Genomic DNA, 25,711 nt, shown 5'->3' with positions numbered 1-25,711 from the left:
GCCATGCTCTGGCGTGTCGTGCCCATCATCGGGTTGATCTGGCTGGCGGCCGCCGGACCGATGCCGGCGTTCGCGAAGACGGGTGGCGTGCAGACGCGCGCCGTGTTTGACACTGGCCGTACCGCCGGCATCGCGCCGATGCCGCCCGACGCCCGCGTCAAAGCACGCTGGCAATCAGCTGGAACATGACCTGCTTTTGCTGTCCCTGATTGGGCGGCGGCAGGCGATCCAGTCCCCACGCAAAGGTGAGCCGCGCACTGAGGTTCTTGCCGAGCGCCGCGTTCAGGCCGAAGCCGACGCCGGTGAGCTGCTCGCTCGGCGGCAGCAGCGACTGCGGCGGCCGAAAGGGCTCGACGCGGCCGTAGTCTGCAAACAAGAAGGCACTGGGCACCAGCGCCTGCGTGCCCAGCGCCAGCGAGGGCAGGGGATGGTGCAATTCCAGGGTGGCGGTGTAGCCCTGGTCGCCCGACACGCTGCCGACCGGGTAGCCGCGCACGCTGCCTTCGCCGCCCAGCACGATCTGCTCGGCCGACGGCAGGTTCTTGTCCCGCGCCGATTGACCGCTCAGGTTGGCGCGCAGGGCCAGGTCCCACGGCAGCGCCTGGTTGTAGCGCAGCCAGGCACGGTCGACCATGAAGGTTCCCGGCACGTCGTTGGTCGTGGCGTCGATCCAGTAGGTCACCAAGCTCGCCGACACCGTGCTCGCGGTGCCTGTCCAATTCCATTCGATGCCGAGGTTGCGGTCCTTGTCGTCCGTGCGCTGGAGGAAGACGCCATCGATGTAGTTGCTGCTCACGCGCTGCTTGCCGCCGCCCACCAGCGTCCATTGCGAGCGCGAGTCGATCCACACCGGCTGGCGAATGCCCAGCACCTTGGCGTTCGACGTGCCGGTGATGTTGAGTGGTGCCAGCGGGCCGTACTTGATCGACGTCTTGTCTTCGTAGACGCCAAAGCTCAGCCGGCCGCCCCAGTGGTTGATGGGGATGGCGTAGCTGACGGCCTCGCTGTTTTGCCCGCCCGCGCCGGTGTACGACATGTACAGCTCGTCGCGCAGGCCCAGCAGGCTGCGGTTGCGGTAGGACACGCCGCCGCGCCATTCGCCGGTGAGCTTGCTGCCCAGGTTGTCTGCGATGAGCAGCAGTTCGTGCCGGGGCGGTTCGGCCACGACCACGTTGATGTCGGTGGTGCCGAAAACAGTGCCGGGTTGCAGGTCGGCCTGCAGGCGAATGTCGTTGCTTTCGTTGAACCAGATCAGGCTGCGTTCGAGCTTGTTGAGGTCCACCAGTTGCCCCGCGCTCAAGGCCAGGCGCGGCGTGATGTAGTCGTCGCGTGTGGACGCGTTGCCGGAGATCTTCACGGCGCCCACGCGGCCTTCGACCAGGCGCACTTCGATGATGCCTTCGGTCACGTCCTGCTGCGGGATGGTGGCCAGCGCCGTGACCACGCCCTTGGCCTTGTAGAGCGCGTTCACGCGGTCGGCCAGTTGCTGCAGTTCGGCCAGCGAGACCTGCTTGCCGCGGTAGTCGGCGGCAATGGCTTCCAGCTCGGCGGCGCTCAGGATGTCGGAGCGGGTGAAGCGGATCTCCTTGACGGTGATGCGCACGTTGGCGTCGGCGCGCGGCACCGCGGGTGCGGCGGGCGCGGCGGGCCGCGTCAGGGGTTGCGCGGGCTGCGGCAGTTCGCGTTCCGCTTCACGGCGGCGCCGCTCTTCGTCGAGCTGGCGTTGCTGCTGCGCGCCGGCATCGATGGCCGGCGGCAGGTTCACCTGGGCGGCCACCTGGAAGGCGGCCAGGGCAGCGAAAGCCGCTGCGCTGTGTCGAATCATTTCTTGCACTCCGGAACCAGGCCGCACTGATTGCCCAGGGAAACAGGCAGGCCCGAATAACTCACAGGCGATGCCTGCTCTTCTTTGCCCGGTTGGGCATCGTTGTCTTGCTTCATGTTGGCGTCGCTGGCCACGGTGAGGGCCAATTCGCTGTACTCGGCCGCGCTGCGGTTCAGGCCCATGCTGGCGATCTGGTCGTGCTGCGCGTCGCGGTAGATCACGTAGGCGTTGGTGAACACGTGGTTGTCGTACATGGAGAACTTGAAGGGCGCGCCGTTGGAGTAGATCTGCACGTTGGCGCCCGGCTGGATGCTGCGGTCGTGCTGGTCGACGATGACTTGCGTCATCGGGTTGCCCACGGTGGCTCGGTCCACGATCTGCATGTTGTCGACCGAGAGGGCGCCCGGCGCCACGCTGACCGCGGCGGTGCGCGCCTGGAAGTTGTCGACGTCGAACCCGCCCGCCCCGGCGAGCGCCAGCAGCACGTTGGTGGCCACGCCGCCGTCGTAGCCGGTGACGGTGCCGCGCACCGGCGTCGCGCCGCCGTTGATGTTCGCGCTCACCATGTCGCCTGCCAGGCGGAAGAAGGACGCGACGTTGAGCTGGTCGGCATGCACGGTGCCCGCCGCGTTCATCACCACGCCGTTGGCCGTCAGCGTGCCGGCCGTTGCGTTGCCGCCGGTGGACGTCAGCGAGAAGGTGCCGCCGGAGGTGCCGTTGCCGATCGACACGTCACCCTGCGAGACCAGCGTGAAGTCGCGGCCGGTGTTGACCGTGCCGACGATCGGCTGGCCTTGCGGGGCGCTGAGCGTTCCGTCCAGATGCGCGTCGAAACCCTGCACGCGGATGTCGCCGGTACGCGCGAGGGCGGCGATGCTGCCCGAGGTGCTGGTGAGCTGGCCGGCCGTGAGGTTGCGGCCGGCGTCGAGAGCGATGTCGCCTTGCGCGGTGGCGGTGCCGAGCGTCATGTCGCGGCCACTGCTGGCGTCGATGCCGCCGTGGGTGCTGGTCAAGCTGCTGGCGTTGATGTCGCGTCCGGCGGTGAGGGCGATGTCGCCGGCTGCGGTCACGGTGCCGAGCGAGATGTCTTGCGCGGCGTTGGCGGTGAAGTTGCCGCTGGCCAGGCTGTCGTTCGCGTTCACCGAACCGGCGTTGGCCGTCATCGTGATGCTGCCGCCCGCTTGCGTGGTGCCGGCGTCGACGTTGCCGGTGCTGGCGTGCAGGCTGACGTCGCCGCTTGTGGTGGAGACGGTCGCGGTCGTCACGTTGCCAGTGGCTGATGTCGCTGCGATGGTGCCCGTCGTGCTGGTCACGCTGTTGGCCTGCACGTCGCCGCCGGCTGCCAGCGTCACGTCTCCGCCGGCATTGACGGTGTTCACCGTGACACCCTGCGCGGCTTGCGTCGTGAAGGCGTTGCCGGCACGGCTGTCGTCGGCTTGCACCGAGCCCGCGTCGGCGATGAGCTGGATGCTGCCGCCAGCCTGCGTGCTGCCCGTGTCGACCTTGCCTGCGGCGGCATGGAGCGCGACGTTGCCGTTCGTGCTGGTTGCCGCGCCGGTCGTGATGTTGCCGGTCGCCGAATTCGCGACGATGTTGCCGTTTGCGCTTGTCAGCGTCGTGGCTTGCACGTCGCCGCCGGCCGTGAGCGTGATGTTGCCGCCTGCGCTGGTGTTGTTCAGCGTCACGTCTTGCGCGGCACTGATGCCGATCTGTCCGCCGGCCGTCGTCTGGTCCGCCTGCACCGCGCCCGTGGCGGATGTCAGCGTCACGTCGCCGTGTGCGCTTGTGCTGCCGGCGTTCACATCGCCGCCGGTGCTGGTGATCGCCACGCTGCCCAGTGCGCTGTCGACCTGCGTTGTCGTCACCGTGCCTGCGGCCACCAGCGCCACGTTGTCGAGCGCCGTGAGCGTGCCGACGGTCACGCCGCCTTGCACCGCCAGTTCGACGCCGCCGCCGGACGATGCGTTCAGGTTCAACAAGCGGACTTCCAGCGCATTGCCCTTGCCGATGTCGCCGCCTGCCGTCATCGTGAGACCAGCCGCCGGTGCGGTGTCGGCGACGATGTCCAGATGCGTGTCGCCACCGTCGCGGATGTCGCCGCCGGCGGTGATGCGCACCGCGTTGGCCGTCGCGTTGTTCGTCGAGATGCCGGTGATGGTCGCGTCGCCTGTGGTGTCGATGCGCACGGTGCCGGTGTTGCCGGTCAGCGTCGCGCCGTCGGCCATTCGCAGTTCGTAGGCCTGCAGGTGCAGGTCGCCACCCGTCGAGAGCGTGGTCGACGTGCTGTTCATCGTCAGAACGTAGCCCGCCGAGATGTCGACGTTGCCGGCTGCGATCAGCTTGCCGTCCAGCATCGTGTCGATCTGGCCCGCGAGGCCCAGCGCGGCGCCGGCCGTGAGGTCGCCCAGGAAGAAGTTGCGGCCGGCGGTGCCGTTGAGGTACAGGTTGCCCGCCGCCGTCGCCGTGATGCGGCCGTCGGTGCTGGCCACGCCCGTGCCCAGCGCGCCCAGGCCTGAGCCGCCGATGGAGCCGTTGATGGCGGTCAGTTCGATGTTGTCCGCCAGCACGTTGAGCTCGTTCGTGCCCACCGCGTCGTTGATCGAGCCACCCGCTTTCAGCTTGACCGTCTTGCGCGAGTAGACGGTGTCGACGTTCATGTCGTCCTGCTCGCTGATCTCGACGTTGTCGGCCGCGCGCGCGGTGAGCGATGCGCCGTCGCGCAGGTTGAGGCGCAACGGTTGCGAGGTGCCCGGCGTGGTGCCGTCGCCCGACACGAAGCCGATGCCGTTCGACGCCGATTCGAGCACCAGGTTGCCTGTCTGCACCGCCGGCGATGAGCCCAGCGCGTTGGTGATGGCGCCGCGAACCTTGATGCGCGTGTCGCCCGTCACGTCGATGGTGCCCAGCGGCGCACTGCCCATCGATGCGAGATAGGCCGCGCCGAAGTCGGTGCCGGCCGCAGGCGTCGCCGTCACCGCCACGTTGAGCGCGTCGACCACGCTGAAGTTGACCGGCGCGCGGCGCAGCACGGTGATGCTGCCGTCCGTCACCACCACGTCGGAGCGCTCGGCCGAGGCCAGCGCCACCTTCATCTCATCCGTCAGGTTCTTCGGGTCGATGTTGGTCGGCACCACCACGGCCGCCTGCGTCTCGCCGATGGCCGTGCCGGCTTGCAGCGTCACGGTGCGGCCCGAGACGTTGGCGCTCTTCACGATGGGGTTGGTGCTGGTCACATCCTTCAGCAAGCCGGCGCTGATCGAGATGCCCAGTTCGCGGTCCGTCCAGGACGCCTTCGCAAGGATCGCATCGCGCTCCGGCTTGCTCGCCGCGTACTTGAAGCTGCTGTCGTAGCTGCTGGTGATGCCGCCGACGGACGCGTTCAGGTCGTGGTACTGCGCGGTGCGCTGCGCCTCGAAGTTGGCAATGGCCGTGGGCGTGCCCAGCGCCTGCTTCTCCGCGGCCGAAGCCTTGTACTGGAAGGCCGCGTCGTACACGGAAGGATCGGCCTGCGTGCTGCGCATCTGCCAATACAGCTTGTACTGCTGCGTCTGGCCCTGCTCGAAGGACTTGATCGCCTGCGCCTGGTTGGCGGCGTTCTGCGTGGTGCCGGCCCGAAGGCCTGCGTTGTCCCAGAAGGCGAGCAACTCGTTCCAGGTGCGCGTGTCGACCGACTCGATCGGGTTGTTGTCGATGATGCGGCCCGGTGTTTTCAGCAAGACATCGCCGCCGTTGGAGACCACCGTGTCGACCAGCAGGTCGCCGTTCGCGTTGCCGCTCCACGTCTGCGCTTCGATGCCGATGTCGCCTTGTGCCGACGCGCGTACGCCGTAGAGGCCGCGTTTGGAAAGGTCACTGCTGTAGCCCACGTTCACCATCAGCGGAGAGGCCGTGCTGCCGATGCTGCCGCCCTGCGAACTGAGGTCGATGCGGTCGCCCTGGATCCGCGATGCGGCGCTGGCTGCAAGGATGCTGCCGTCCGACGCGAGGGTCACGCGGCCGTTGCCGTCCAGCGCACTGCCGCCGGCGGTGATGGTGCCGATGCGCAGATCACCCACCGTCTGGTCGATGTTGACGTTGCCCACGCCGGCCGTCGCATTCAGTTCACCACCGTTGACGGCGACATTGATGGCCTTCGCCGGATTGCCGCCGATGGCGCCGCCCACGTCGCCCGTCGCGTTGAGCGTGATGTTCTTGCCCGTGACCAGCGCCGTGTCGTTGAGCTGCACGATCGAACGATCGGCCGTCGACACGCCCGCAGCCGCCGTCACGCCGCTGCCGGCGTTGATGGTGGTGTTGCCCGCGCTGTTGCGGATTTCGCCCTTGAGCAGCACGTCGGCGGCCGAGTTGATTGCCACCGTGCCGGTGTCGTAGCCGCTGAACTCGATGCGGATCGGGTTGTCCGCTTTCAGCGTCTTGGTGGTGATGGTCTTCGTCGGCGTCGTCTGCGTGAAGGTCATGTGGTAGTCGCCGGCGATGCACAGCGTCCACCAGTTGCAGGTCGACCATTCGTCGGTCTTGACCCACAGCGCCGGGCCGTTGGGCACGGTGCTCGGCGTCGAGGTGTAGGCCGTGCCGGTGATGCCCGTGTCCTTGTAGAGGTAGGTGCCGTTGTCCAGGCGATAGCTGTCCAGCAGGTAGGGGCCGGACTGGCTTTCCACATGGCCGGTCGGCGCGTTGCGCAGGTCGCTGGAGCCGAAGTACTGCGCGCCCGAGAACTCCCAGTAGGTGATGGTCGAGTTGTCGGTGCCGGTGGTCCACGCATAGCGCAAGCCGGTCTGCGGTGCGTAGGTGGTGGCGCGGCCGCTGGAGGCGCCTGCGTCGACCACGCTGTTCTTCGTGATGACGCCGTTCTCGCGCTTGTAGATCGTGGTGATGGCCGGCGTGTTGACGTTGGCGCTCTGGATGTCGGTGATCTCGATGATCCCCGCGATGCCGCGGCCGGTGCCGGTCGAATCCTTGCCGGTGTCCAGCTTGTTGATCACCACCGCCAGGCCCGTCGGGTTGTTCACCGCGATCTGGCCGTAGCCGTCGAGTGCCCGCAGCGTGCCCGAGGTGCTGGATGTGTTGATGATCTGCCCGTAGGCCTGGATGTAGCCGCCGCTCACCTGCGTGCCGTCGAGCTCGAAGCGGTTGTTGACCACGTCGTAGCTCGCGCCAATGTTGCCGTAGTCCGACACGAGCTGGTACAGCCCGCCGGTGGTGGCGGTGCGCGTGGCCCAGTCCGTGGTGTTGCGGTCTGCCTTGGCGAAGTCCATGTCGACTTCCAGGCGCTGCAGCTGCGCGTCGTAGCGTACCTGGCCCGCGGCCACGTTGTAGTAGCTGTAGCGCAGGTTTGCCTTGGCCGTGGCGTCGGCCGCGTTGTTGTACGCGGTGACGGCCGCATCGAGCGACGACTGTGCAATGCCGAAGAAGCTCGCCGTGCCCGTGAGCTTGGGCGAGACTGGCAGGTTCAGGCTCCAGTTCTCGATGCCGCTTTGCACCAGGCTGTTGATGTTCAGGTAGCGCGCGCTCAGGAACACGCTGCCGTTGGCGATGATGCCGTTGCCCAGCGTGCTGAGGCCGTCCTGGATCGAGCCCGCGTCGCCGCCCACGTGGAAGAAGTTGTCCACGTAGCTTTGCACGAAGTCGCCGTTCTCGGCCTTGATGTCCACCGAGCCGGCGCGGATCGAGCCGTTCGACAGGATGCTGCCCGCCGCGCTGTGCACGTTGACCGCACCACGCAGGTTGCTGATGTCGCCGGCCAGCTCGATGTTCGGCGCCGGCGCCAGCACCGTGACGCCTGCGCCGTTCGGGTCGTAGGTGCTGGTGATGTTGATGGACGGCTTGGGCGCCGCGCTGCTGTCGCGCGTCAGCACCGTGAGGTCGCTCGCACCCGTGCCGCCTGCGTTCAGCCGGTTGATGTCGGTGGTCGAGTTCACCAGCACGCCGTTGAAGCGCAGCGTGCCGCCGTCGTCGCTGTTCACCGTCAGGTTGCCCAGCTTCAGGAAGTTCGGCGTGTTGTTGGTGATGTCGATGCGCGCATCGCCCGGCGCGCTCAGGTTGCCATTGCCTTCGAGCGTGTCGCCCGTCACGCGGATGTTGCCCAGCTTGACGGTGATGTCGTCGACGGTGATGAAGTCGGCAATCGGCCCGTTGGCGCGCGTGGTCGATTGGTTGGGCAGGTCGGATTGAACCTGTGCGAGGTTGGTGCTGGCGCTGGCCTTGTTGCCCAGCGCCGTGTCGAGCGCCGTCCAGGTCGTGTTGACCGTTTGCACGTAACCCGTGCTGCCGTCGAACTTGCCGGCTTCGGTGTCGATGGTGTTGGCTGCCGTGCTGATGCTCGTGCGCGCGGAGTTGGCAGCCGTGCTGGTGCGCGTGTTGTTGATGTCGGTGACGATCGCGTCCTGCCCGTTGGCCGAGCCCTTGAAGGCCGTGGCCAGCGCCGCCTGGTTGGCACTGATCGTCGCGTTGTTCGTCGCGATCTTGCTCGCGGCCGTGTCGATCAGGTCGTTGCGCCCATCGACGGTCGCCAGCAGCGTCTTGATGTCGCTCGCGTAGGTCTTGATGCTGGCTTGCCGCGTGTCGATCTCGGCTTGCAGCGTGTTGTACTGCGCCGAGCCCACGGTGAGCGACTGCATGGCGGTGCGCCGCGTGCCGATCTCGCTGATGAGCGTGTCGATCGAGCTGTTCTTGCTCGTGATGCTCGCAAGGTCCGTCGCGTTCAGGCCGCGCTGCGTCGAGATGGTGCCCAGCTGCGTCGCGTTGTCGTTGATGAGGTTGACGGTCGCCACGTAGGTGGCGTTCGTCCCGCTGAAGTTGCCGAGTGTCCGCAGCTTGGTGTCGATGCTGCTGTTGGTCGATGCCAGCGTGCTGCCGCTGGTGGCGATGGTGTTGGCGCTGCTGCCGATCAGGTTGCCGGAGGTGGCGGCCGAGCTGGCCGTGGTCTCGATGAGCTGGCCGCTGCCGGTCGCCTTGCCGGTCTCGCTCATCAACTGCAACTGGTACTGCTTGATCTTCGTCTCGGCCAGTTCGCGCGGGCTCGGATTGCTCCATTGGCCCGGGTTGATGATCGGCTGGCCGGTGGTCGCGTCGACCATGATCTTGCCGCTGCCGTCTTCCGCGCCCTTGGCCAGGCCGAGCTCGACCAGCTTGTACATCAGGAAGTTGATTTCCGACTGGTAGGCGCCCGTGGCAATCGTGTCGCCCGCGTACTGCGCCATCAGGCTGCGCAGGCGCTGGATGCGCTCCAGGATGTCGGCGCCGATGCCCTTGCCCATTTCCACCGAGTAGGTCACGCCCTTGCTCGCGGTCGACTTCATGCGCCACAGCACGCGGCTGCCGATCTGCACCGGGTTGCCGTTCACCAGCACCTGGTTGCCGTTCGCATCGGTCTGGTAGACAGGCGCGTAGACCGGTGTGGACACGGGGTTGCCGCTCGCGTCGATCAGCTCGATCTCGAAGGTCAGCGAGGCGCGCCGGTTGATGCCGGTCATCGCGATGCCGTCCACGTGCACTGTCGCCACGCCGCCCACGAAGGTGCTGCCACCCGTGACGTCGAAGGACACGTCGCCGCCGCCGAAGAGATTGCTGATGCCGCTGGCCACCGCCGCGAGCGCCTCGCGGTACAGGTCCTTGCCAATGCCCTTGGCGCTGGCGGTGACCATGCCCTTGTCGGCGAAGAGCGAGATGTCTTCCGCCGCTTCGACCTTGCTGCCCGAAGCCAGCGTCACCTTTGCGTTGTTGCTGATGGTGACCGTCGGGTCGGGCGTGATGCTGATCGGAATCGCCGTCTTGTTCCACAGGTTGACGGACGCGTTGGCGTCGATGCGCGTCTGCGTGCCGTCGGAGCCCTGGCCGCCCGACAGCATGATCGAGCCGTCGTCCGCGTGCACCGTCGCGTTGCTGCCTACCAGCGCCTGGTTGGTGCCCGCGTAGTAGATGTCGGCATGGCCCGAAGGCGCGCCGGCCAGGCCGTAGACGTTGGCCGATGCGCGCGCGTCGAGCGACACGTTGGCGCGTGCGCCGGCGTTGATGTCGCCGATGTCGCTGGTCAGCGTCGCGTCGTCGCCCAGTGAAACAGTGGCGTCGGCCTTGAGCACGCTGATGCGCGACGACGCTTGCGCCACCGAGATCGCGCCGCCCGAATCGAGCTTGGCCTTGTCGCGCGCCACGATCTCGTTGAGCGCGTCGATGTTGACGGTCGCGCGGCCGGCCGAAGGCATGAGCGCATGCACCACGGCATCTGCGCCGATGGCGGCCGTCGTGTCGTGCAGGATGGTCGTGTTGCTCGACGCGGCCGGCAGGTCGATGAGGCCGCCCGAGCCCGAGTCGATGTTGAAGCCCGCGGTGTCGCCGTTGCTGGAGCCAATCCAGTCCTTGCGGCTGGTGTTGCTCGCGACCAGGTCGATGTCGTTGCCCGACACGCGGCCGTCGGCGCCGACGGTGGCGGCCACGGTGCCGTTCACCAGGTTGTTGGCCTGCGCGCCGCTGGCGCCCACCACCGAGGCGTTCACGCTGTTGACGGTGGCGTTGTAGTCGGTGCGGTGCGTGGCCTGCACGCGCACCGCCTTTGCGGCGATGGTGTGGGCGTCGTCGCCGCTGCCGGTGGCTGCCTGCGTGTTGCTCGTGCTGCCGGTGCTCGCTGTTGCCGCCGCGCCGGAGACGAGTCCGCCGCTGCCGGACGTCGCGGTCGCGAAGTTGCGGTCGGTGCCGTCGGCGCTGACTTGCACCGAGTTCATCAGCGTGGCCGGCGAAGTGACGGGCGCGCCGACCTGCAGGCCGTTGCCGAGCAGGGCCTGCGTGACGGTGTTCGACGTCGCACTCGATTCATTCGAGCCTGCAGCGACGATGCCGACGGCCAGGCCCGAGGCGTTGGCGGACTGGCTCGTGTTGTTGGTCGCGTTGACGGCCGCGCTGCCGCTGAGCGTTAACGTGCTGTTGTCGCCCACGGTGCTGGTCACGCGGCTGTCGTGGTCTGCGTGCGCTTCGGTGGCGGTGATGCCGGCGAAGAGGGCGCCTGAAGCGCCGGCCGCATCCGCCCACACGTCGGCGCCGCTGCCGCTCAGTTGCTGCGTGGCGACGACCGTGAGGTTGCGGCCCGTCAGCGTTGTGCTGCTGCCGAGCGCGGCGTTGACGCGTGAGGTGGCATCCGCCGTCGCCACCGAAGCGCCGGCCGATGCGCCGAAGCCGACGTTGACGCCTTCGGCCTGCGCCTTGGCGCGTGTCTTGCCGTTGGCGGTGATGCTGGTGTCTTGCGTCAGTTTGATGGTGCCGCCGCCCACGCTGGCATCGACGTTGGGAGCCGCGGTGGCCGTGGCGACAGAGCCGCTCAGCGCCAGGCCCAGGCCGGCCGCGGCCGCGACGCTGTGGCTCTGCGCATTCACGTCGCCGCTCGCGGAAACGGTGAGTGCGCGCACGGCGTCACCCGGCGCCGAGCCGATGGCTGCGCCAGTGCCAATGGTCGCGCTGGTCGAGCCGTCGATGTCGCTGCTCGCAACAGATGCGCCGCCGGCCACGGCGCCCGCGCTGGCGCCCCAGGCCTGCGCGTCCAGCGAACGCGTGTCGGCCGCGTTCACCGTGACTTCATCGGCCTTGTGGATCGCGACGTTGTTGCCGATGGCCGCACGCGTCACGCTGTCGTCGCTCAACCCGGCATAGGCCGCGTTCAGCGCCACGATGCCACCCGTGCCGGCAAAGCCTTGCGCGGCAGCGTTTTCCGTCAGCGAGGCGCGCACGCGCACGTCGCCATTGGCGCTCAGGGACACGTTGTTGCCCACCAGCGCCTGGTTGTTGAAGTTGAAGCTCGCGATGCCCACGCCGGCGCCCAGGCCCAGCGCGCCAACGGCCACGGCGCCGGTCTTCATCGAGAAGTCCAGCGTGCCGTGCGCGTTCACGCTGACGTCGCGTCCGGCGTTGAGCACTGCGTTGTTGCCGATCTGCGCCGTGTTGCCTGAAGGCAGTGAACTGCTGAGCGACGAGCTGATGCTGACTGTCGAGCGCCTGGCCTGCGCCTTGCCGCCCACGTCGCGCATGTGCGCGTCGTCGGACGCGGCGAACATCTTGCCTACCGTGTCGTCGCCGGCCTGCTTGTCGGCTTCCTCGTTGACGTTGCGGTCGTTGCCTTCGTGCGAAAGCTGGTCCTTCGCGTCCTGGCCCATGGCTTGTCCGACCGAGTACACCGCCACGCCACCCGCGAGGCCGATGAGGCCGCCCGCGCCGCTGACGACGGTCGTCTCGTAGTCCTGCCTGGCGAGCGCGCTCACCTGGATGTCGCGCGCCGCCTGCACCATCGCGCCGTTGCCGATGGTGGCGCCAGTGCGGTTGTTGGTCGTGCCCACGTCCACGCCGCCGGCCAGTGCGCCGGCGCCCAAGGCGAGCGAGCCGGTGATGACTTGCGACGTCAGCTGGTTGTGCGCAGAGACGTTGACGTCCTGCGCCGCGTTGGCACCGGTGTTGGTTTGGTTGATCCGCGCGTTGTTGCCGATGAAAGCCTGCGTGTCCGAGCGCACCGCCTCGACCGAGATCGCGCCCGAGATGCCGGCGTACAAGCCGGCCGCACCGCTGGCGGTCACGGTGAAGAGGTCTTCCGATGACGTGGCCTGCACCTGCACGCCGCGCGCGTCGTTCACGGTGGCGCTGTCGCTCGCACCGCTGTAGGCCGTCATGTTGGCCGTGTTGTTGCCAAGCGCGTTGACCGTCGCGCCATCGCCGATGCCGGCCTGCGTGTCCTTGGTGATGCTGCTGACGCCCACCGCCGCACCCACGCCCGCCACGCCGATGCCAGCGGCGGCCGAGCCGGCGATCATGTTGGTCTGCGTGTCGTCGCGCGCTGCGACGCGTGCGTTGCCGCCGGCGTCCACGCGCGTGCTGCCGCCGGCGATCAATGCCTGCGTCTTGTCGGCGATGGAGACCACCGACACCGACCCCGCCACCGCCACGCTGCCCGCCACGGCCAGGCCGATGCCCATGTCGAGCACTTGCGTCTGGCCTTCGGCGAGCACCTGCACGTCGCGCGCGGCCTTGACCTGCGCGCCGCTGCCGATGTTGGCGAGCGTGTCGTTCTTCGCGACGAACACGTCGGCCCCTGCGCCGATCGCGGCGCCACCCGCGCCCGATGCCGCACCGGCCAGGCCGAGGTGGAACTGTTCGTTGCCCGCCGCCACGCGCACCGACTGCACGCCGTTGGCCGTGCCGCCGGCCGTGTTGACCTGCGCGTTGTCGCCGATCACCGCGTGGGTCGAGGTGTCGATGGTCGACACGTTGGCGCCCAGAGTGATGGCTGCAGCGCCTGCCGCCGCACCGGTGACGGCATAGGCCTTCACGCTGTCGCTGTTGGTGGCGGTGACGGCCAAGCCGTTCACGGCCTGCGTCTGGCGCGCGGCGTTGCGCTGCTTCGTGAGTGCGAGGAAGGCGTCGCGGCCGTTGATGTCGTTGCCTTCGGCGTCGGTCGGCGCGAGGTCGCTCTTGCTCACGCGGCCGTCGCCGGTGATGTTGGCGCCGTAACTGATGTCGTAGTGGCCTGTCGCCGCCTGCACCGCTGCGCCGTTGCCCAGCGCCTGCACCGAAGCGCCGTTGCCGATGCTGCCCAGCGTGGTCTTGTCGAGCACCACCACGCCGGCCGCTGCGCCCAATGCTGCGGAACCACCGCCTGCCGCACTGCCGGCGATCAGGTCGACGGCCGTGCGGCCATCGGCCGACACCACGGCATTGCCGTTGGCACGCACGGTGGCGCCGTTGTCGATGCGCGCTTCGGTGCCGGTCGTCAGCGCATAGGCGGCAGCCGAGCCTGCGAGCCCGGCCGAGCCGCCCACGCCGAAGCCGATGCTGGTCAGGCGCATGTCTTCATTGGACGTGGACTGCACGTTCACGTCGCGGCCCGCCTCGACCCATGCGCCGCTGCCGATGCGTGCCTGCGTGGTCTTGGACATCACGCCCACGTCGGCGGCCGCGCCGCCGCCCACCGAGCCACCGCCACCCGCACCGACCACCACGTCGAACACGGTGGTGTCGTCGCTCGCGTTGACGCTCACGGCTTGCTGGTTGAGTGCATCGCCCTTGTTGACTTGCGCGTTGTCGCCGATCGTTGCCTGCGTCGCCGCGTTCAGCACATTGACGATGGCGGCGCCGCCCACGGCCACCGAGCCGGAAGCCGCTGCGCCGATGGCGAAGGTCTGGAAGTTTTCGCTGGCGCTGGCGTCGAGCCGGGTCGTGCCGGCCACGTGCGCCTGCACGCCCTGGCCCAGCGTCGCGCGCGTCTGGTTCTCGATGGTGTGCACGGCGGCAGCCACGCCCACGCCAACCGATCCGCCCACGGCCACGCCGCTCACGATGTCGAACACCGAGAGCGCGTTGCCCGCGTTGAAGCTCAAGTCGCCGCCGGTGCGAAGACGCGTCGCGGTGGAGTCGGCCACGGTGGCCTGCGCGATGTTCTTCGCGACCAGCACATTGGCCACGCCGGCCACGCCGACGTTGCCGCCCACCGCGCCGCTGAAGCCGACCAGCTTCACGTCCTGCACGTTCTGCGCGGCCAGCTGGATGCCACCCGTGCCCGTGACGTTGGCAGCGGCATCGATGTGCGCGCTGGTGTTGTTCTCGCTCGAGACGGATGCGCTCGACACGCCTACGCCCACCTTGCCGGCCACCGATGCGCCGGCCGCGAGCGAAGTCGCGCCGGTGTCGTTGCGGCTGTTGAGCGAGACATTGCCGCTGGTGGTAACGGTCGAGCCGCTGCCAATGGCTGTCTCGGTCGTGTCGGTGAACACGCTGAGTGCGACCGCGCCACTCACGGCCACGCTGTCGCCGGCCGCGCCGGACACGGCTTCGGTGTAGTAGTTGGTGCCGCCGATCAGCGGACCGCTGGTGAGGCGGTCGGGCAGGTTCTTGACGTCGTCGACGTTGCTCACCTGCAGCGACACGCCCGGAATGCTGACCTTCTTGTTCTCCGCGGTGAGCGCGAGGCTGTCCGCGTTCACCAGCGCGCCGCTTCCGAGCGTGGCCTTGTAGGTGTTGTTGGAGATCACCGTGGCCACGGAAGCGCCGATGCCCACGTTGCCGCCCACCGCGCCGGCCCAAGCCTTGGCGCCGAGCATGCTGGTGTTGGTCGCGTCGATGCTGATGGCGCCCGCGTTGTCGATGCGCGCGTTGTTGCCGATGGAGGCCACCGTCTGCGCGTTGGAAACGACCACGGCGAAGGCACCCGCCACGCCCACCTTGTTGCCGCCCGCACCCGCGACGCCTTCGGCCGCGAGCTTGCGCGCGAAGTCGGGCGATGTGTTCTGCGTTGACTCCGCCGACACGCCGAGATCACCGGCGTTGGTGACGTGCGTGTTGTCGTCCAGCGTCGCGCTGGTGCTGTTGTTGGCGATGCTGATGCCCACGCCCACCGCCACGCCGACTTTGGTCTTGGGGTCGACGGCATCGCCCGCGCCGCGTGCGCTGAAGTTGCTGTCGTTGTGGGCGCTGACGTTCATCGCGCCGCCGGAAGAGATCGTGCGCCCGCCGGTCACGCCCGCCTGCACGTCGTCGTCGAGATCGTTCACGCCGACTGCGGCGGCGATGGCGACCTTGCCGCCGCCTTGCGTGCCCTTGTTGCTTTGGCTGGTCTGGCTCTTGTCGAGGGTCTTCGAGCTTTGCGAGCTGTCGGCTTGCGTCTTGTTGTCCGAATAGGTCTTGTCGGATTGCGAGCCGCCTGCGCTGGCCGTCGCGTCGGAGGTGTAGGCGCGCGTGGCATCGGCGGCGATGTCGAAGCTGCCGCCGGCTGAAAGGTCGCGGTCGAGCGTCGCCTGCGTCACGCTGTCGCTGGTGAGGACGGCCACCGCGGCGCCCACGGCTGCCGTGCCGGACTTCGCTTCGCCCTTGGCGGTGGCAGTGTGTGTACCGCTGCTGCTGGCGTTCAGGGCCACGTCGCCGCCGGTGCTGATGGCGGCGCCCGATGCGATGTCGGCGCGCGTTGTCTGATTAAGCGTGGCCACGGCCACGGCCGCGTCGAAGGCCAGCTTGCCGCCGGCCGCGCCGGCGGTGGCGAGCGCTTCGCTGTCGCCATCGTTCGTCGCGGAGAGCTTGAGGTCGTTGGCGTTGTGGATCGCGGCGTTGGTGCCGACGTGCGCGGCGGCCGTCGAGTTGATGATGTTGATCGCCACCGAGGCGCCCACGCCGACGTTGCCGCCTGATGCGCCGCCCTTGGTAGTGGGTGTGGCTTCGGCCACGACTCTGGATGCGTCGTGCGCGTTGAGCGACACATCGCCGCCGTTGGCATCGAGGCTTGCGCGGTCGCCCACCAGCGCCTGGCTGGCGGTGTCGACGATGTTGAGCGCCAGCGATGCGGCGATGCCGACCTTGCTGCCGCCTGCGCCCGACTGCGCCTTGGCGCCAAGGTCATGATGCTGGTCACCGCTGACATCCGTCATCGAGGCGTCGATGGTGATGCCGTTGGCGCTCACCGACGCGTCCTGCCCCACGCGGGCCGTCGTCGACGAGTTCACCTGGTTGACCGACACGCCGGCGCCGATGCCGACTTGCGCCGTCTTGCCGACCGCCGTGCCGTCGGATGAGGCGCTCGCATCCGTCTGGCCGTTCGCGTTGGCTGCGAACGCACCGCTCGTGGACACCGTTCGTCCGTTGCCGACCGATGCAACAGCTTGCGCGTCGATCACGTTCACCGCGACCGCTGCGGCCACCGACACCTTGCCTTCGCTCGATGAAGCCGACTGCTTGTTGCCCGCCGCGCTGCCCGTTGCGCCCTGCTGGCTGCTGCTGCCGACCTTGTTCTTTGCCTGCTGCTGCTTGCCGTAGGCGAGCTGGCCGTCTGTCTTGTCGTCGACCGTCGCGTCTTCCTGCTTCTTGCCGTCGCTGCCCGTCTTGCCGGCTTCGTCGTCGGACTTGCCGCCCTTGGAACTGGCGCTAGCCGCGGTCGTGTGTTGCGAGGACGATGTGGCGGACAGGCGAACGTCGCCGGTCGCCGCGAGGATGTCGCGCTCCGTCGTGGCGCTGGTGCTGTCGTTGACCAGCGCCAAGCCGACGGCCGCGCCGATGGCGGCCTTCTCGCCCTGCGCACTGCCCTTGGCGGTGGTGGTGGTGAGGTTCGACTGCGCGGCCGACACCGACACGCCAGCCGTATTGCCTAGCGCCGCACCCGTGCCGATGCGTGCGCTGGTCGTGTTGTTGAGCATCGCCAGCGCCAACGCTGGCGTGATTGCGATGCCGCCGGACGCGCCGGCCTCGGCTTCGCTTGTGGCTTCATGCGAGGCCTTGGCATCGAGCGACACGGTACCGGTCGTCGCAACGCTGGCCGCGTCCTCGATCTCGGCGGTGCTGCGATTGCCCGTGACGTTGACCGCCACCGAGGCGCCGATGCCCACCGTGCCGCCGCTCGCGCCCTTGTCCACCGGCGCGGCCTTCGCGCTGATGCGCGTGTTGTTCTCCGCGGAAAGATCGACCGAGCCGCTGCCTGCATTGACGACGGCACCGCCTTGCACTGCCGCCTGGCTGCTCGTATCGATGAGGTTCAAGGCCAGCGCACCGGCCACGCCGATGCTGCTGCCGCCCGCGCCTGCGCTGGCTTGCGTCTCGATGGCGTGGGTCGTGTCGCCGGCAAGATCCGTCATGCCGGCCGAGAGCGACAGGCCCTGCGACTGGATGTGCGCCTGCCCGCCGATCAATGCTTCGTTGACCGTGGCCACCTTGTTCACCGACACGGCAGCGCCGATGCCGATCTTGGTGGCCGGATCGCCGTCGTCCTGCGGCAAGGCGCTGCCGTCGGCCGTGACCTTCGCGTCCGTGTTGTTCGACGAGGCCAGCGTGAGCGCACCTGCGGACGTCACGTCCACCGGCACCTTGGCGCGTGCCGTCGAGTTCTGGATGTTGACGCCCACGGCCGCCGCCACTGCGACCTGGCCTTCGCTGCTGCTGGCCGAAGCACCGCCGTTCTTCTGCGCATCCACGCCATCGCTGGTCGAGGCTTGCTGCTTCGAATCGCCGACCTGGTTGGCCGTCTGCTTCTTCTTGCCGAGGGTGAGTTGCTTGCCGACCTTGTCGTCGACGCTGCCGTCTTCTTTCGGCTTGCCGCTGCCGGCATCCGTGGCGCCGGCATCGCCGGCTTCATGTCCACCGCTGGCGCTGGCCGTTGCACTGACCGTGCTGGCCGATGCGCCCTGGGCTTTCAGCGTGACCTTGCCCTTGCCGGCGCCCGACGTGCCGTTGGCCACGATGGCGCGCGAGGTGTCTGCTTGCACGAGGTCATCGACCAGTGCGACCGCGACCGCCGCGCCGATCGCCGCCTTGCCGCCGACTGCGCTGCCCTTGGCGGTTGTCTCGGTCGTGGCGCTTTGCTCCGCATCGAGCGACAAGTCGCCGCCAAGCGTCAATGCGCTGGCACTGGTGCCGAGCGTTGCTTGCGTCGTGTTGTTGACCAGCGAAATGGCAGCAGATGGCGTGATCGAGATGCCGCCTTCGGAGCCGGCTTCGGTTTCCGTCTTCACCGTGTGCGTGCTGATGGCGGACAGGCTCACGTCGCGTGCGCCGCCGAGTTGCGCGCCGTCTTCCAATTGCGCCACCGTGCGCGAGCCGACGACGTTGACCGCCACCGATGCGCCGATGCCAACCTTGTCGCCGGTCGTGGGACCGTCGGCGGGCTTGGCGCTTGCGCTGCTCGAACTGGCTTCGCCGGCGTGGAGCGACACGTCGCCCGCCGTGCCCGTCATCGTGACGTTGGCGCCGCTGCGCAATGCGGCGGTCGTTGCACTGTCGATGGCGTTGACCGCCAGTGCGCCGGCCACGCCGACATTGCTTGCGCCCGCGCCTGACACGGCTGAAGTGGTGAAGTCGTTCGAGCCCACCGAGGGCGCCATCGTCGCGCCGATGTTCAGGCTCGCTGCCTGAAGCGACTGCGCCACATGGGCGTCGTTGTTCAACTTCGCCAGGTTGATGGCCACGGCCGCCGCAACGCCATTGGCGCCGCCCGTCGCACTGCTGTCGGCGCTCACGTCGACGGTGCTGCCCGCCTGGCTCTGGACGTTGACCGCGCCGGTGACGGTCGCTGCCTGCGTCGAGGCGAGGTAGGCCTGCGTGCTGCTCTTGAGATCGCTCACGACCACCGCGCCCGCGACCTTGATGCCTTCGCCGTCCGCGTTGTCGGTGGTGCTGGCGTTGTCCTTGTACTTGGCCAGCGTCTGGCTGCTTTCGCTCTGGCCGCCCGCGTCTTCCTTCGCGCCTTGCGCGGACGCCTTTGCGGTCACGGTCGCGGTGTTGGCGGATGTCGCTGACAGGTCGAGCGCACCGGCCCTGATGCGCGCAGCGCCATCCACGACGGCGGACGTCGTGCTGTCCACAAGACTCACCGCCACCGATGCGCCCGCGGCGTTGCTGCCAGCGGCTGTCGCGTCGGCGATCGACGTGGTGTTCACCGTGTTGCTGGCGGCGAGTCCGAGATGGCCTGCGACCTTCAGGTCGGCGCTGTCGGTGACGCGGACTTTTGCGCTGCTGGTGACGTCGGATACCGCCACGGCTGCATCGCCGGCGAGATTGGCCAGCGCCGATGTCGGCGCCGCGTGCGTGGTCACGGCGGACGTGGCCGCGAGCGTCGCATCGCGGCCGGCTTCGATCGTGCTGCTGCCGCCGACGTTCACGGAAGCGCTGGCGCCAGCGCGCTGCACCGTGACCGCCACGGGCAGGGTGTAGGTGCCCGTCGTGACCGTGGCGGCCGCGTTGGCCGTGAGGTCCTGCCTGGCGTAGACCTGGCTCGACTGGATGTCGACGCTGGCCGTGGCCAGCGCCTTTTCCACACCGCTGGACACCGCCAGCGACGAATCCGTTCGGGTCGACGTTGCCGCGAGTTCGACGTCGTTAGCCACCAGTTGCGCGCCGGAGAGCGACACGGCCGCCGTGCCGCCCTGCACCTGCTGCGCCACGATGCGGATGCGTCCGTCGGCATTGACCATCGCCGTGGCCACGTCCAGGCCGTTGGCGTTGACCACATCAGAGAAATCCGGCGCCGTTCCCTGGAAGGCCGCGCCACTGTAGATGGCGCCGCCGACGTTGATGGCGCCTGCGCTCAGCGTCACGCCGTTGATCGCGTTGATGCGCCCCTGGATCGAGATCACCCCGTCGCCATTGACCGGCGCGGTGCCGTTCAACAGTTGCGTCACCGACGACGGATTGGGGTTGTTGTTCGACGTGAAGAAGTCGCGTACGAAGGCGCTGGTCGGCGTCGTGACCGTGAGCGAACCCACGTTGACCACGCCACCCGCACCCACCACCACGCCATGCGGATTGGCAAACCACACGTTGCCGCCGATGGCGCCGCCCTTGATCGCATTGACGACGCCGTAGATGTCCGTGCGCGCATCGCGAATGATGTTGATGAGGTTGCTCGCGCCCGTCGGCAGGTACAGGTTGGCGGTGTCGCCAGCCTGCACGCCGAATTTCGAGAAGGCGTTGAAGGCGTTCGTCCCGTTGACCGTCGTCGTGTTGACGTTGACCACATGGGCTGATGGCGTCGTCAGCGTGGTCTGCGTGCGGCCGTCCAGCACGATGTTGTCCGCCGGCCCGGCCCGCGCCACCAAGGGAATGGCCACGCCGGTGAGCGCCGCCAGCAACGCCGCCACGCGGCGCCTGCGGCTGCCGCCCTTGGAGCGGCCCTTCGCGTTCTCCGCCACCGCAACCCACATTTCCAGCGCGTCGCTCCAGACGACACGGTAGACACGGTTCATGGACGAGTGGCTGTGCATGCAAAGTCTCCAGAAGCGGAGCGGCACGCATCAGCAACCGGAGGCACGCCGCGGGGCGGGTGTCACCGGGACGGCAACATCGCGTTACATTCTAGTAACGAGATGAACTTTTTGATACATTTTTAGGCTTCTGGAAAGTACCTAAGAACGCCGGTGAGGCGCCCGTTGAGGGGCCTTGGCGTGGCGTTTTGAGGGGGCGGGCGGGGCAAATGCCCTCAGGCCAGTCCCAACTCGCGTGCCTCGGCTTCGTAGTCTGGATACGACGCTTTCATCACCGCGCCATTGAGGATCATCTCGGCCACGAGTTCGCGTGACGATGCGTCGAACACCTTGGTGAGGATCCACACCGACTCCGTGCGCGCGCTTTCGCTGAGCGCGACGATCTCGCGTTCGAGTTCGTAGTCCTGGTCGACGAACAGCGGACCCTTGACCAAGCGGATCTGCTGCCCCGCGAACAGGCCCACCGCCGGCTTGCGGCCGCTCAGCCCCGACTCGCCGGAGGTGGAGCCGAGCAGCACGCTGATCATCTCCGTCGGGATGATCGCGCGCCCCCAAGGCGACGTGTGGCCCGACTCGCGCGTGTACCAGGGGCTGGGCTCGGTGATCACCTTGAGCTTGTCTGCGAGCGTGAAGGGGTAGTGGTCGCCCATGTGCTGGTCGAAACCCATGCGGATGCGCTCGACGGTGGCACCGCGTTGTCCCACCTTCAGGTCGCGATTGATGACCAAGCCCGCGGCCGGTCGCAACTTGGCGATGCGTTGCGGGATCTCGTGCGCGAAGCGGCTGGCATCGCCCACCGACGCCGTGCCCATGAGCACCGGCGTGCCGTCACGCTTCGCGGCGTGGATGCGCACGAAATCGCTTTGGCCGGCCACGGGCGTGACGAAGGCGCGCACCTCTTCGCCCTCGACCACCATGTTCTGGTAGTGCGCGCTGATGCAGCCCGTCTCGAACCAGGCGGGGCCGAACACGTGGAACAGCAGCGGATCGAACTGGCTGAAATGCGTCGGTCCTTCGATGGGGCCGGCGCGCAGGCCCAGGCCCTCGGCCATGGCGTCGTCGTGAATGGACTTGTGGCCGTCGTACTTCTGGTCGGCCAGCATCTGGCGCGGCTGGCGCAGGGCGCCGCAAAGGGAAGGGGCTTCGGAAAAGGGTGCGGTCATCAGTGGCGTCCGGGTCGGTCGGGAAGATGCCAAAAATTCTAGGCGCGAGGACGCCTGCACCACAGTCGCGCAGGTGCCTGTCAGAGCATCCACTCGATCGGCAGCACGCCCAGGAAATCGACCCACAGGCGCCGCATGCCGCTGCTTCCCGGTTCCGTGGCGAAGACCTTGTCGCCGGTGGCGCTGCCCTCGACCCATTCGATGCTGCCGTCAGGCTTCAGGCGCACCAGGTAGGCCTCGTTCGAAAGGCGCTTGTCGAGCTGGGTCGCCAGCCCGTTCGCGATCACAGGGCTGTCGATGACCACGCCCATTTCCGTGTTCAGGCGCGCCGAGCGCGGGTCGAGGTTGAAGGAGCCCACGAAGATGCGCTTGCGGTCCGAGGCGAAGGTCTTGGCGTGCAGGCTCGCCGCGGAACCGCCGCCGCTGCCACTGCCGCTACCGGGCAGGCCGCCACCGGAGCGGTCATCCTCCTTGAGCGAGGGCACAGCCGCGCCGGGCTTGAGTTCGTAGACGGTGATGCCGGCTTCGAGCAATTCCTTGCGATATTTTGCGTAGCCCGCATGGACCGGCGCGACGTCGGTCGCCGACAGGGAGTTGGTCAGAACGCGCACCTTGACACCGCGCTTGGCCAGCGTCACCAGTCCGGCCGTGCCTTCCTTGCCGGGCACGAAATAGGGCGACACCAGGTCGAGTTCGGTCTCGGGCTTGCCCAGGGCCTGTTCGAGCCGCGGGAGCATCTGCAGGTCTTTGCGGTCCGATGAACTCAGTGCCTTCGCGGGATCGTCATGCAGCACCTTCGCCGTGGTCCACTCGAATGGCACCTTGCGCTGGGCCACCTGCTGCACCAGCGGCGTCTGGCGTGTCGCGGCGACGTAGTTCTTCGCGTCGGGCTTGTCGTGCACGGCGCTCCAGCCGGCGCGCAGTTGCGCAACGCCGTCGGATGGGGCTGTAGGCAGCATGTTGGCCGCGGGATAGGCCGACGCGCTGTTCCAGAAGAGGTCGAATTCATCCGACACCTCCTGCACGACGGGCCCGATCGCCATCACGTCCAGGTCCTGGAAGCCGACTTCCATGTTCGCGCCGAAGTATTCGTCGCCGATATTGCGACCGCCCACGATCGAGACCTGGTTGTCGGCCGTGAACGACTTGTTGTGCATGCGGTGATTCAGCCGCGTGAAGTCGGTGATGAAGCCGCTCGCGCGAAATTTGCGGCTGGCAAAGGGATTGAACAGGCGGATCTCGATGTTGGGGTGCGTGTCCAGCGTGGCGAGCATTGGATCGAGCCCCTTGGTGTTGGCATCGTCGATCAACGCGCGCACGCGCACGCCGCGCTCGGCGGCCGCCCACACGGCTTCCCAAAGCAGTTCGCCCGTGGTGTCGCGGTGCCAGATGTAGTACTGCAGGTCGAGCGTGCGTTGGGCCGATTCCGCGAGCAGGATGCGCGCCGCGAAGGCTTCGTTGGCGACCGGCAGGGCGTGGATGCCGGACTTGCCCGGATGCTGCGACGTTTCGCCGCGCACTGCCTTGCCGAGGCCGGTGTCAGCCGTGTTGGTGAGCGCGCGGGTTTCGGTGCGTTGATCCTGGCTTGGCAAGCTGGCGCAGCCCGTGAAGAGCAGCACCAGGGTGCAGGCAAGGAACGCACGAACGGCATGCATGGGCACCACGGCAACTCCAGGTCAACGAAGGTTCGCAAATTCTAGTGTGACCCCCTTTTTACTCTCTCTCCCGCCGGGAGAGGGTTGGGGTGAGGGCGCCGGGCGGTTGATGGTGCGCAGGCTCATCCATGGCCCGGTGCCCCTCTCCCAACCTCTCCCCGGAAGGGAGAGGAGCAAGTCCGTCTTTACTCCCTCTCCCTCCGGGAGAGGGTTGGGGTGAGGGCACCGGGCGGTTGATGGTGCGCAGGCTCATCCACGGCCCGGTGCCCCTCACCCAACCTCTCCCCGGAGGGGAGAGGAGCAGGTCCGTCTCCCAGCCTCTCCCCGGAGGGGAGAGGAGCAAGTCCGTTCAGTGCGGCACTTCGATCGCAGCCTCTGCGCTCGGCTGGCGTCGAGGATTGCGGATCAACAGCAGCAGCGGAATCGCCACCACCGTGATCACCATCATGATCCCGAAGTCATCCAGGTATCCGACGAGCGCGCCTTGTCGCGTGACTTCGTTGTTGAGCACCGCCAGCCCGCTGAGCGTGCCCGGGTTCATGAGCGAGGGCAGGTTGATGAGCCCCTGGTTGCCTGGAACCAGCGTCGCAGCGATCTCCGCATGCGCCTTGCCCGAACCTTCGGTGAGCAGCGCCTGCACGATCGAGATGCCCACGCTGCTGCCGATGTTGCGCAGCAGGCTGAACACCGGCGTGCCCTGGTGCCGAAGGCGCGGCGCCAGCGTGGCGAAGGTGGCAGTCGACAGCGGCACGAACGTGAAGCCGATGCCCAGCCCCTGAACGAAGCCGGAGAAGACGATCAGCGTGCTGTCCATCTGCAGCGTGAGGCGCGTCATCTGCCACAGCGAGAATGCGGTGAGCGTGAAGCCGACGGCCATGATGGCGCGCACGTCGAAGCGCTGCACCAGCCGGCCCACGATGATCATCGCGATCATGGTCCCGATGCCCCGCGGTGCCGTCACCGCGCCGGTGTAAACCACCGGATAGCCCATCAGGCCCTGCAGGAAGCTCGGCAGCAAGGCCATCGTCGCAAACAGGATCATGCCCACGATGAAGGCGAACAGCAGGCCGGTGACGAAGTTGCGGTCCTTGAGCAGGTCGCGGTCGAAAAACGACACGCCCTGCACCGTCCACGTGTGCACCACGAAGAAGGCAAAGGCGATCAGCGCGGCAGCGGCTTCGAGCTTGATTTCCCACGAGTCGAACCAGTCCAGTTGCTCGCCGCGATCAAGAAAGAGTTGCAGCATGCCGATGGCAAGGCTCAGCGTCACGAAGCCGAAGATGTCCAGCTTCTCGCCTTGCGGCCGGCTCTCCGGCAGGTAGCGCGCGATGCCCCACAAGGCGAAGATGCCCACCGGCAGGTTGATGAAGAACACCCAACGCCAGTCGAGGTTCTCCGTGAGCCAGCCGCCCAGCAGCGGCCCGAGGATGGGCCCGACCATGATGCCGGCGCCCCAGATCGCCATGGCCTGGCCGACCTTTTCACGCGGGTTGATGTCCAGCAGCACCGCCTGCGACAGCGGCACCAGCGCCGCGCCGAACACCCCTTGCAAGAGCCGCGCCGCAACGATGCCGACCAGCGAGCTCGCCACCCCGCACAACGCCGATGCAATGGTGAAGCCCACCACCGAAATGATGAAGACCTTGCGTCGCCCCCATTGCCCGCACAGCCAGCCCGTGAGCGGCAGCGCGATGGCCGAGGCCACGATGTAGGAGGTCAGCACCCAGGTGATCTGGTCCTGCGAGGCCTGCAGGCTGCCCTGCATGTGGGGCAGTGCGACGTTGGCGATGGTCGTGTCCAGCGCCTGCATGATCGTCGCCAGCATGATCGAGATGGTGATCATCCCGCGGTGTGCAATGCCGGCGTGCGAGGTCGTGCCCGTGCTCAAGGTGCGATCTCCTGCGGTGCGGATTGCAGGGCCAGCAGGCCTTCGCGCGCCTTGCCGAGCAGCGACACCAGTTGCGCGCGTTCGTCGGCCGACAGCGCCGCGAGGGCGCGGGCCTGCACCTGGTCGCTGATGGTGAGCGCGGCGTCCAGGGCCTTCACGGCGCTGGGGGCCAGGCGAACTTCGTTCATGCGGCGATCGGTCGGGCTGGGCTGCCGATGGATCCAGCCGGCCGCTTCCAGCCGCTCGCACAGCGCGCCGGCGGCCATGGCGCTCAGTTCGATGCGTTGGGCGAGTTCGGCTTGCGACAGGGGCGGGCCTTCGTCGCCATGCATGGCCAATGTGCCGAGCACGCGGCACTGCGCGCGCGAAAGTCCGATGCGTTCACGCGCCAGCCGGTCGAACTGTTCGCCGTAAAGCTTGGAGACGTCATTGACCAGAAAGCCAAAGCGCTGGGTGTAGTCTCGTTTCATAAGCCCGTT

General features: G+C 67.9%; 7 protein-coding genes. 1 reads left to right on the top strand and 6 read right to left on the bottom strand.

The annotated features are described in order from the left end of the window. The first annotated feature begins 3 nt into the window (after positions 1-3). Positions 4-189, top strand: coding sequence for a hypothetical protein (locus QTI66_RS15830; RefSeq protein WP_286560740.1), 186 nt, complete (start codon positions 4-6; stop codon positions 187-189). Here the strand turns inward: QTI66_RS15830 and QTI66_RS15825 are convergent. From QTI66_RS15825 to QTI66_RS15800, 6 genes are all read right to left on the bottom strand, one after another. Next, a complete protein-coding gene (locus tag QTI66_RS15825; protein WP_286560739.1) occupies positions 158-1,825 on the bottom strand; it encodes a ShlB/FhaC/HecB family hemolysin secretion/activation protein in 1,668 nt (555 codons plus the stop codon). The genes QTI66_RS15830 and QTI66_RS15825 overlap by 32 nt on opposite strands. Further along, positions 1,822-20,526 (bottom strand): leukotoxin LktA family filamentous adhesin, encoded by an 18,705-nt coding sequence (locus QTI66_RS15820; protein WP_286560738.1) that lies wholly within the window; start codon positions 20,524-20,526, stop codon positions 1,822-1,824. The genes QTI66_RS15825 and QTI66_RS15820 overlap by 4 nt, the downstream gene beginning before the upstream one ends. A gap of 215 nt (positions 20,527-20,741) precedes the next feature. Beyond that, positions 20,742-21,689: a hypothetical protein gene (locus tag QTI66_RS15815; RefSeq protein WP_286560737.1), complete on the bottom strand. Its 948-nt coding sequence runs from the start codon at positions 21,687-21,689 to the stop codon at positions 20,742-20,744. 80 nt (positions 21,690-21,769) lie between these two features. Next, a complete protein-coding gene (locus QTI66_RS15810; protein ID WP_286560736.1) occupies positions 21,770-23,344 on the bottom strand; it encodes a phospholipase D family protein in 1,575 nt (524 codons plus the stop codon). Between the two features lie 349 nt (positions 23,345-23,693). After that, a complete protein-coding gene (locus tag QTI66_RS15805) occupies positions 23,694-25,187 on the bottom strand; it encodes an MDR family MFS transporter (protein WP_286560893.1) in 1,494 nt (497 codons plus the stop codon). 41 nt (positions 25,188-25,228) lie between these two features. Then, positions 25,229-25,702 carry a MarR family winged helix-turn-helix transcriptional regulator gene (locus QTI66_RS15800; RefSeq protein WP_286560735.1) on the bottom strand — a complete coding sequence of 158 codons (474 nt, stop codon included), beginning with the start codon at positions 25,700-25,702 and terminating at the stop codon, positions 25,229-25,231. Between the last annotated feature and the right edge of the window lie 9 nt (positions 25,703-25,711).

The sequence above is a fragment of the Variovorax brevis genome, assembly GCF_030317105.1.
Taxonomy (GTDB): Bacteria; Pseudomonadota; Gammaproteobacteria; order Burkholderiales; family Burkholderiaceae_C; genus Variovorax; species Variovorax brevis.
Note: the sequence above shows the minus strand (reverse complement) of the source record. Positions and strands in the feature narration are given on the sequence as shown.

What these genes read in the sequence shown, in the direction of transcription:
- QTI66_RS15830 (WP_286560740.1), top strand. Translation starts at nt 4, where the DNA reads ATGCTCTGGCGTGTCGTGCCCATCATCGGGTTGATCTGGCTGGCGGCC.
- QTI66_RS15825 (WP_286560739.1), bottom strand. Translation starts at nt 1,825, where the DNA reads ATGATTCGACACAGCGCAGCGGCTTTCGCTGCCCTGGCCGCCTTCCAG.
- QTI66_RS15820 (WP_286560738.1), bottom strand. Translation starts at nt 20,526, where the DNA reads ATGCACAGCCACTCGTCCATGAACCGTGTCTACCGTGTCGTCTGGAGC.
- QTI66_RS15815 (WP_286560737.1), bottom strand. Translation starts at nt 21,689, where the DNA reads ATGACCGCACCCTTTTCCGAAGCCCCTTCCCTTTGCGGCGCCCTGCGC.
- QTI66_RS15800 (WP_286560735.1), bottom strand. Translation starts at nt 25,702, where the DNA reads ATGAAACGAGACTACACCCAGCGCTTTGGCTTTCTGGTCAATGACGTC.
- QTI66_RS15810 (WP_286560736.1), bottom strand. Translation starts at nt 23,344, where the DNA reads ATGCATGCCGTTCGTGCGTTCCTTGCCTGCACCCTGGTGCTGCTCTTC.
- QTI66_RS15805 (WP_286560893.1), bottom strand. Translation starts at nt 25,187, where the DNA reads ATGATCACCATCTCGATCATGCTGGCGACGATCATGCAGGCGCTGGAC.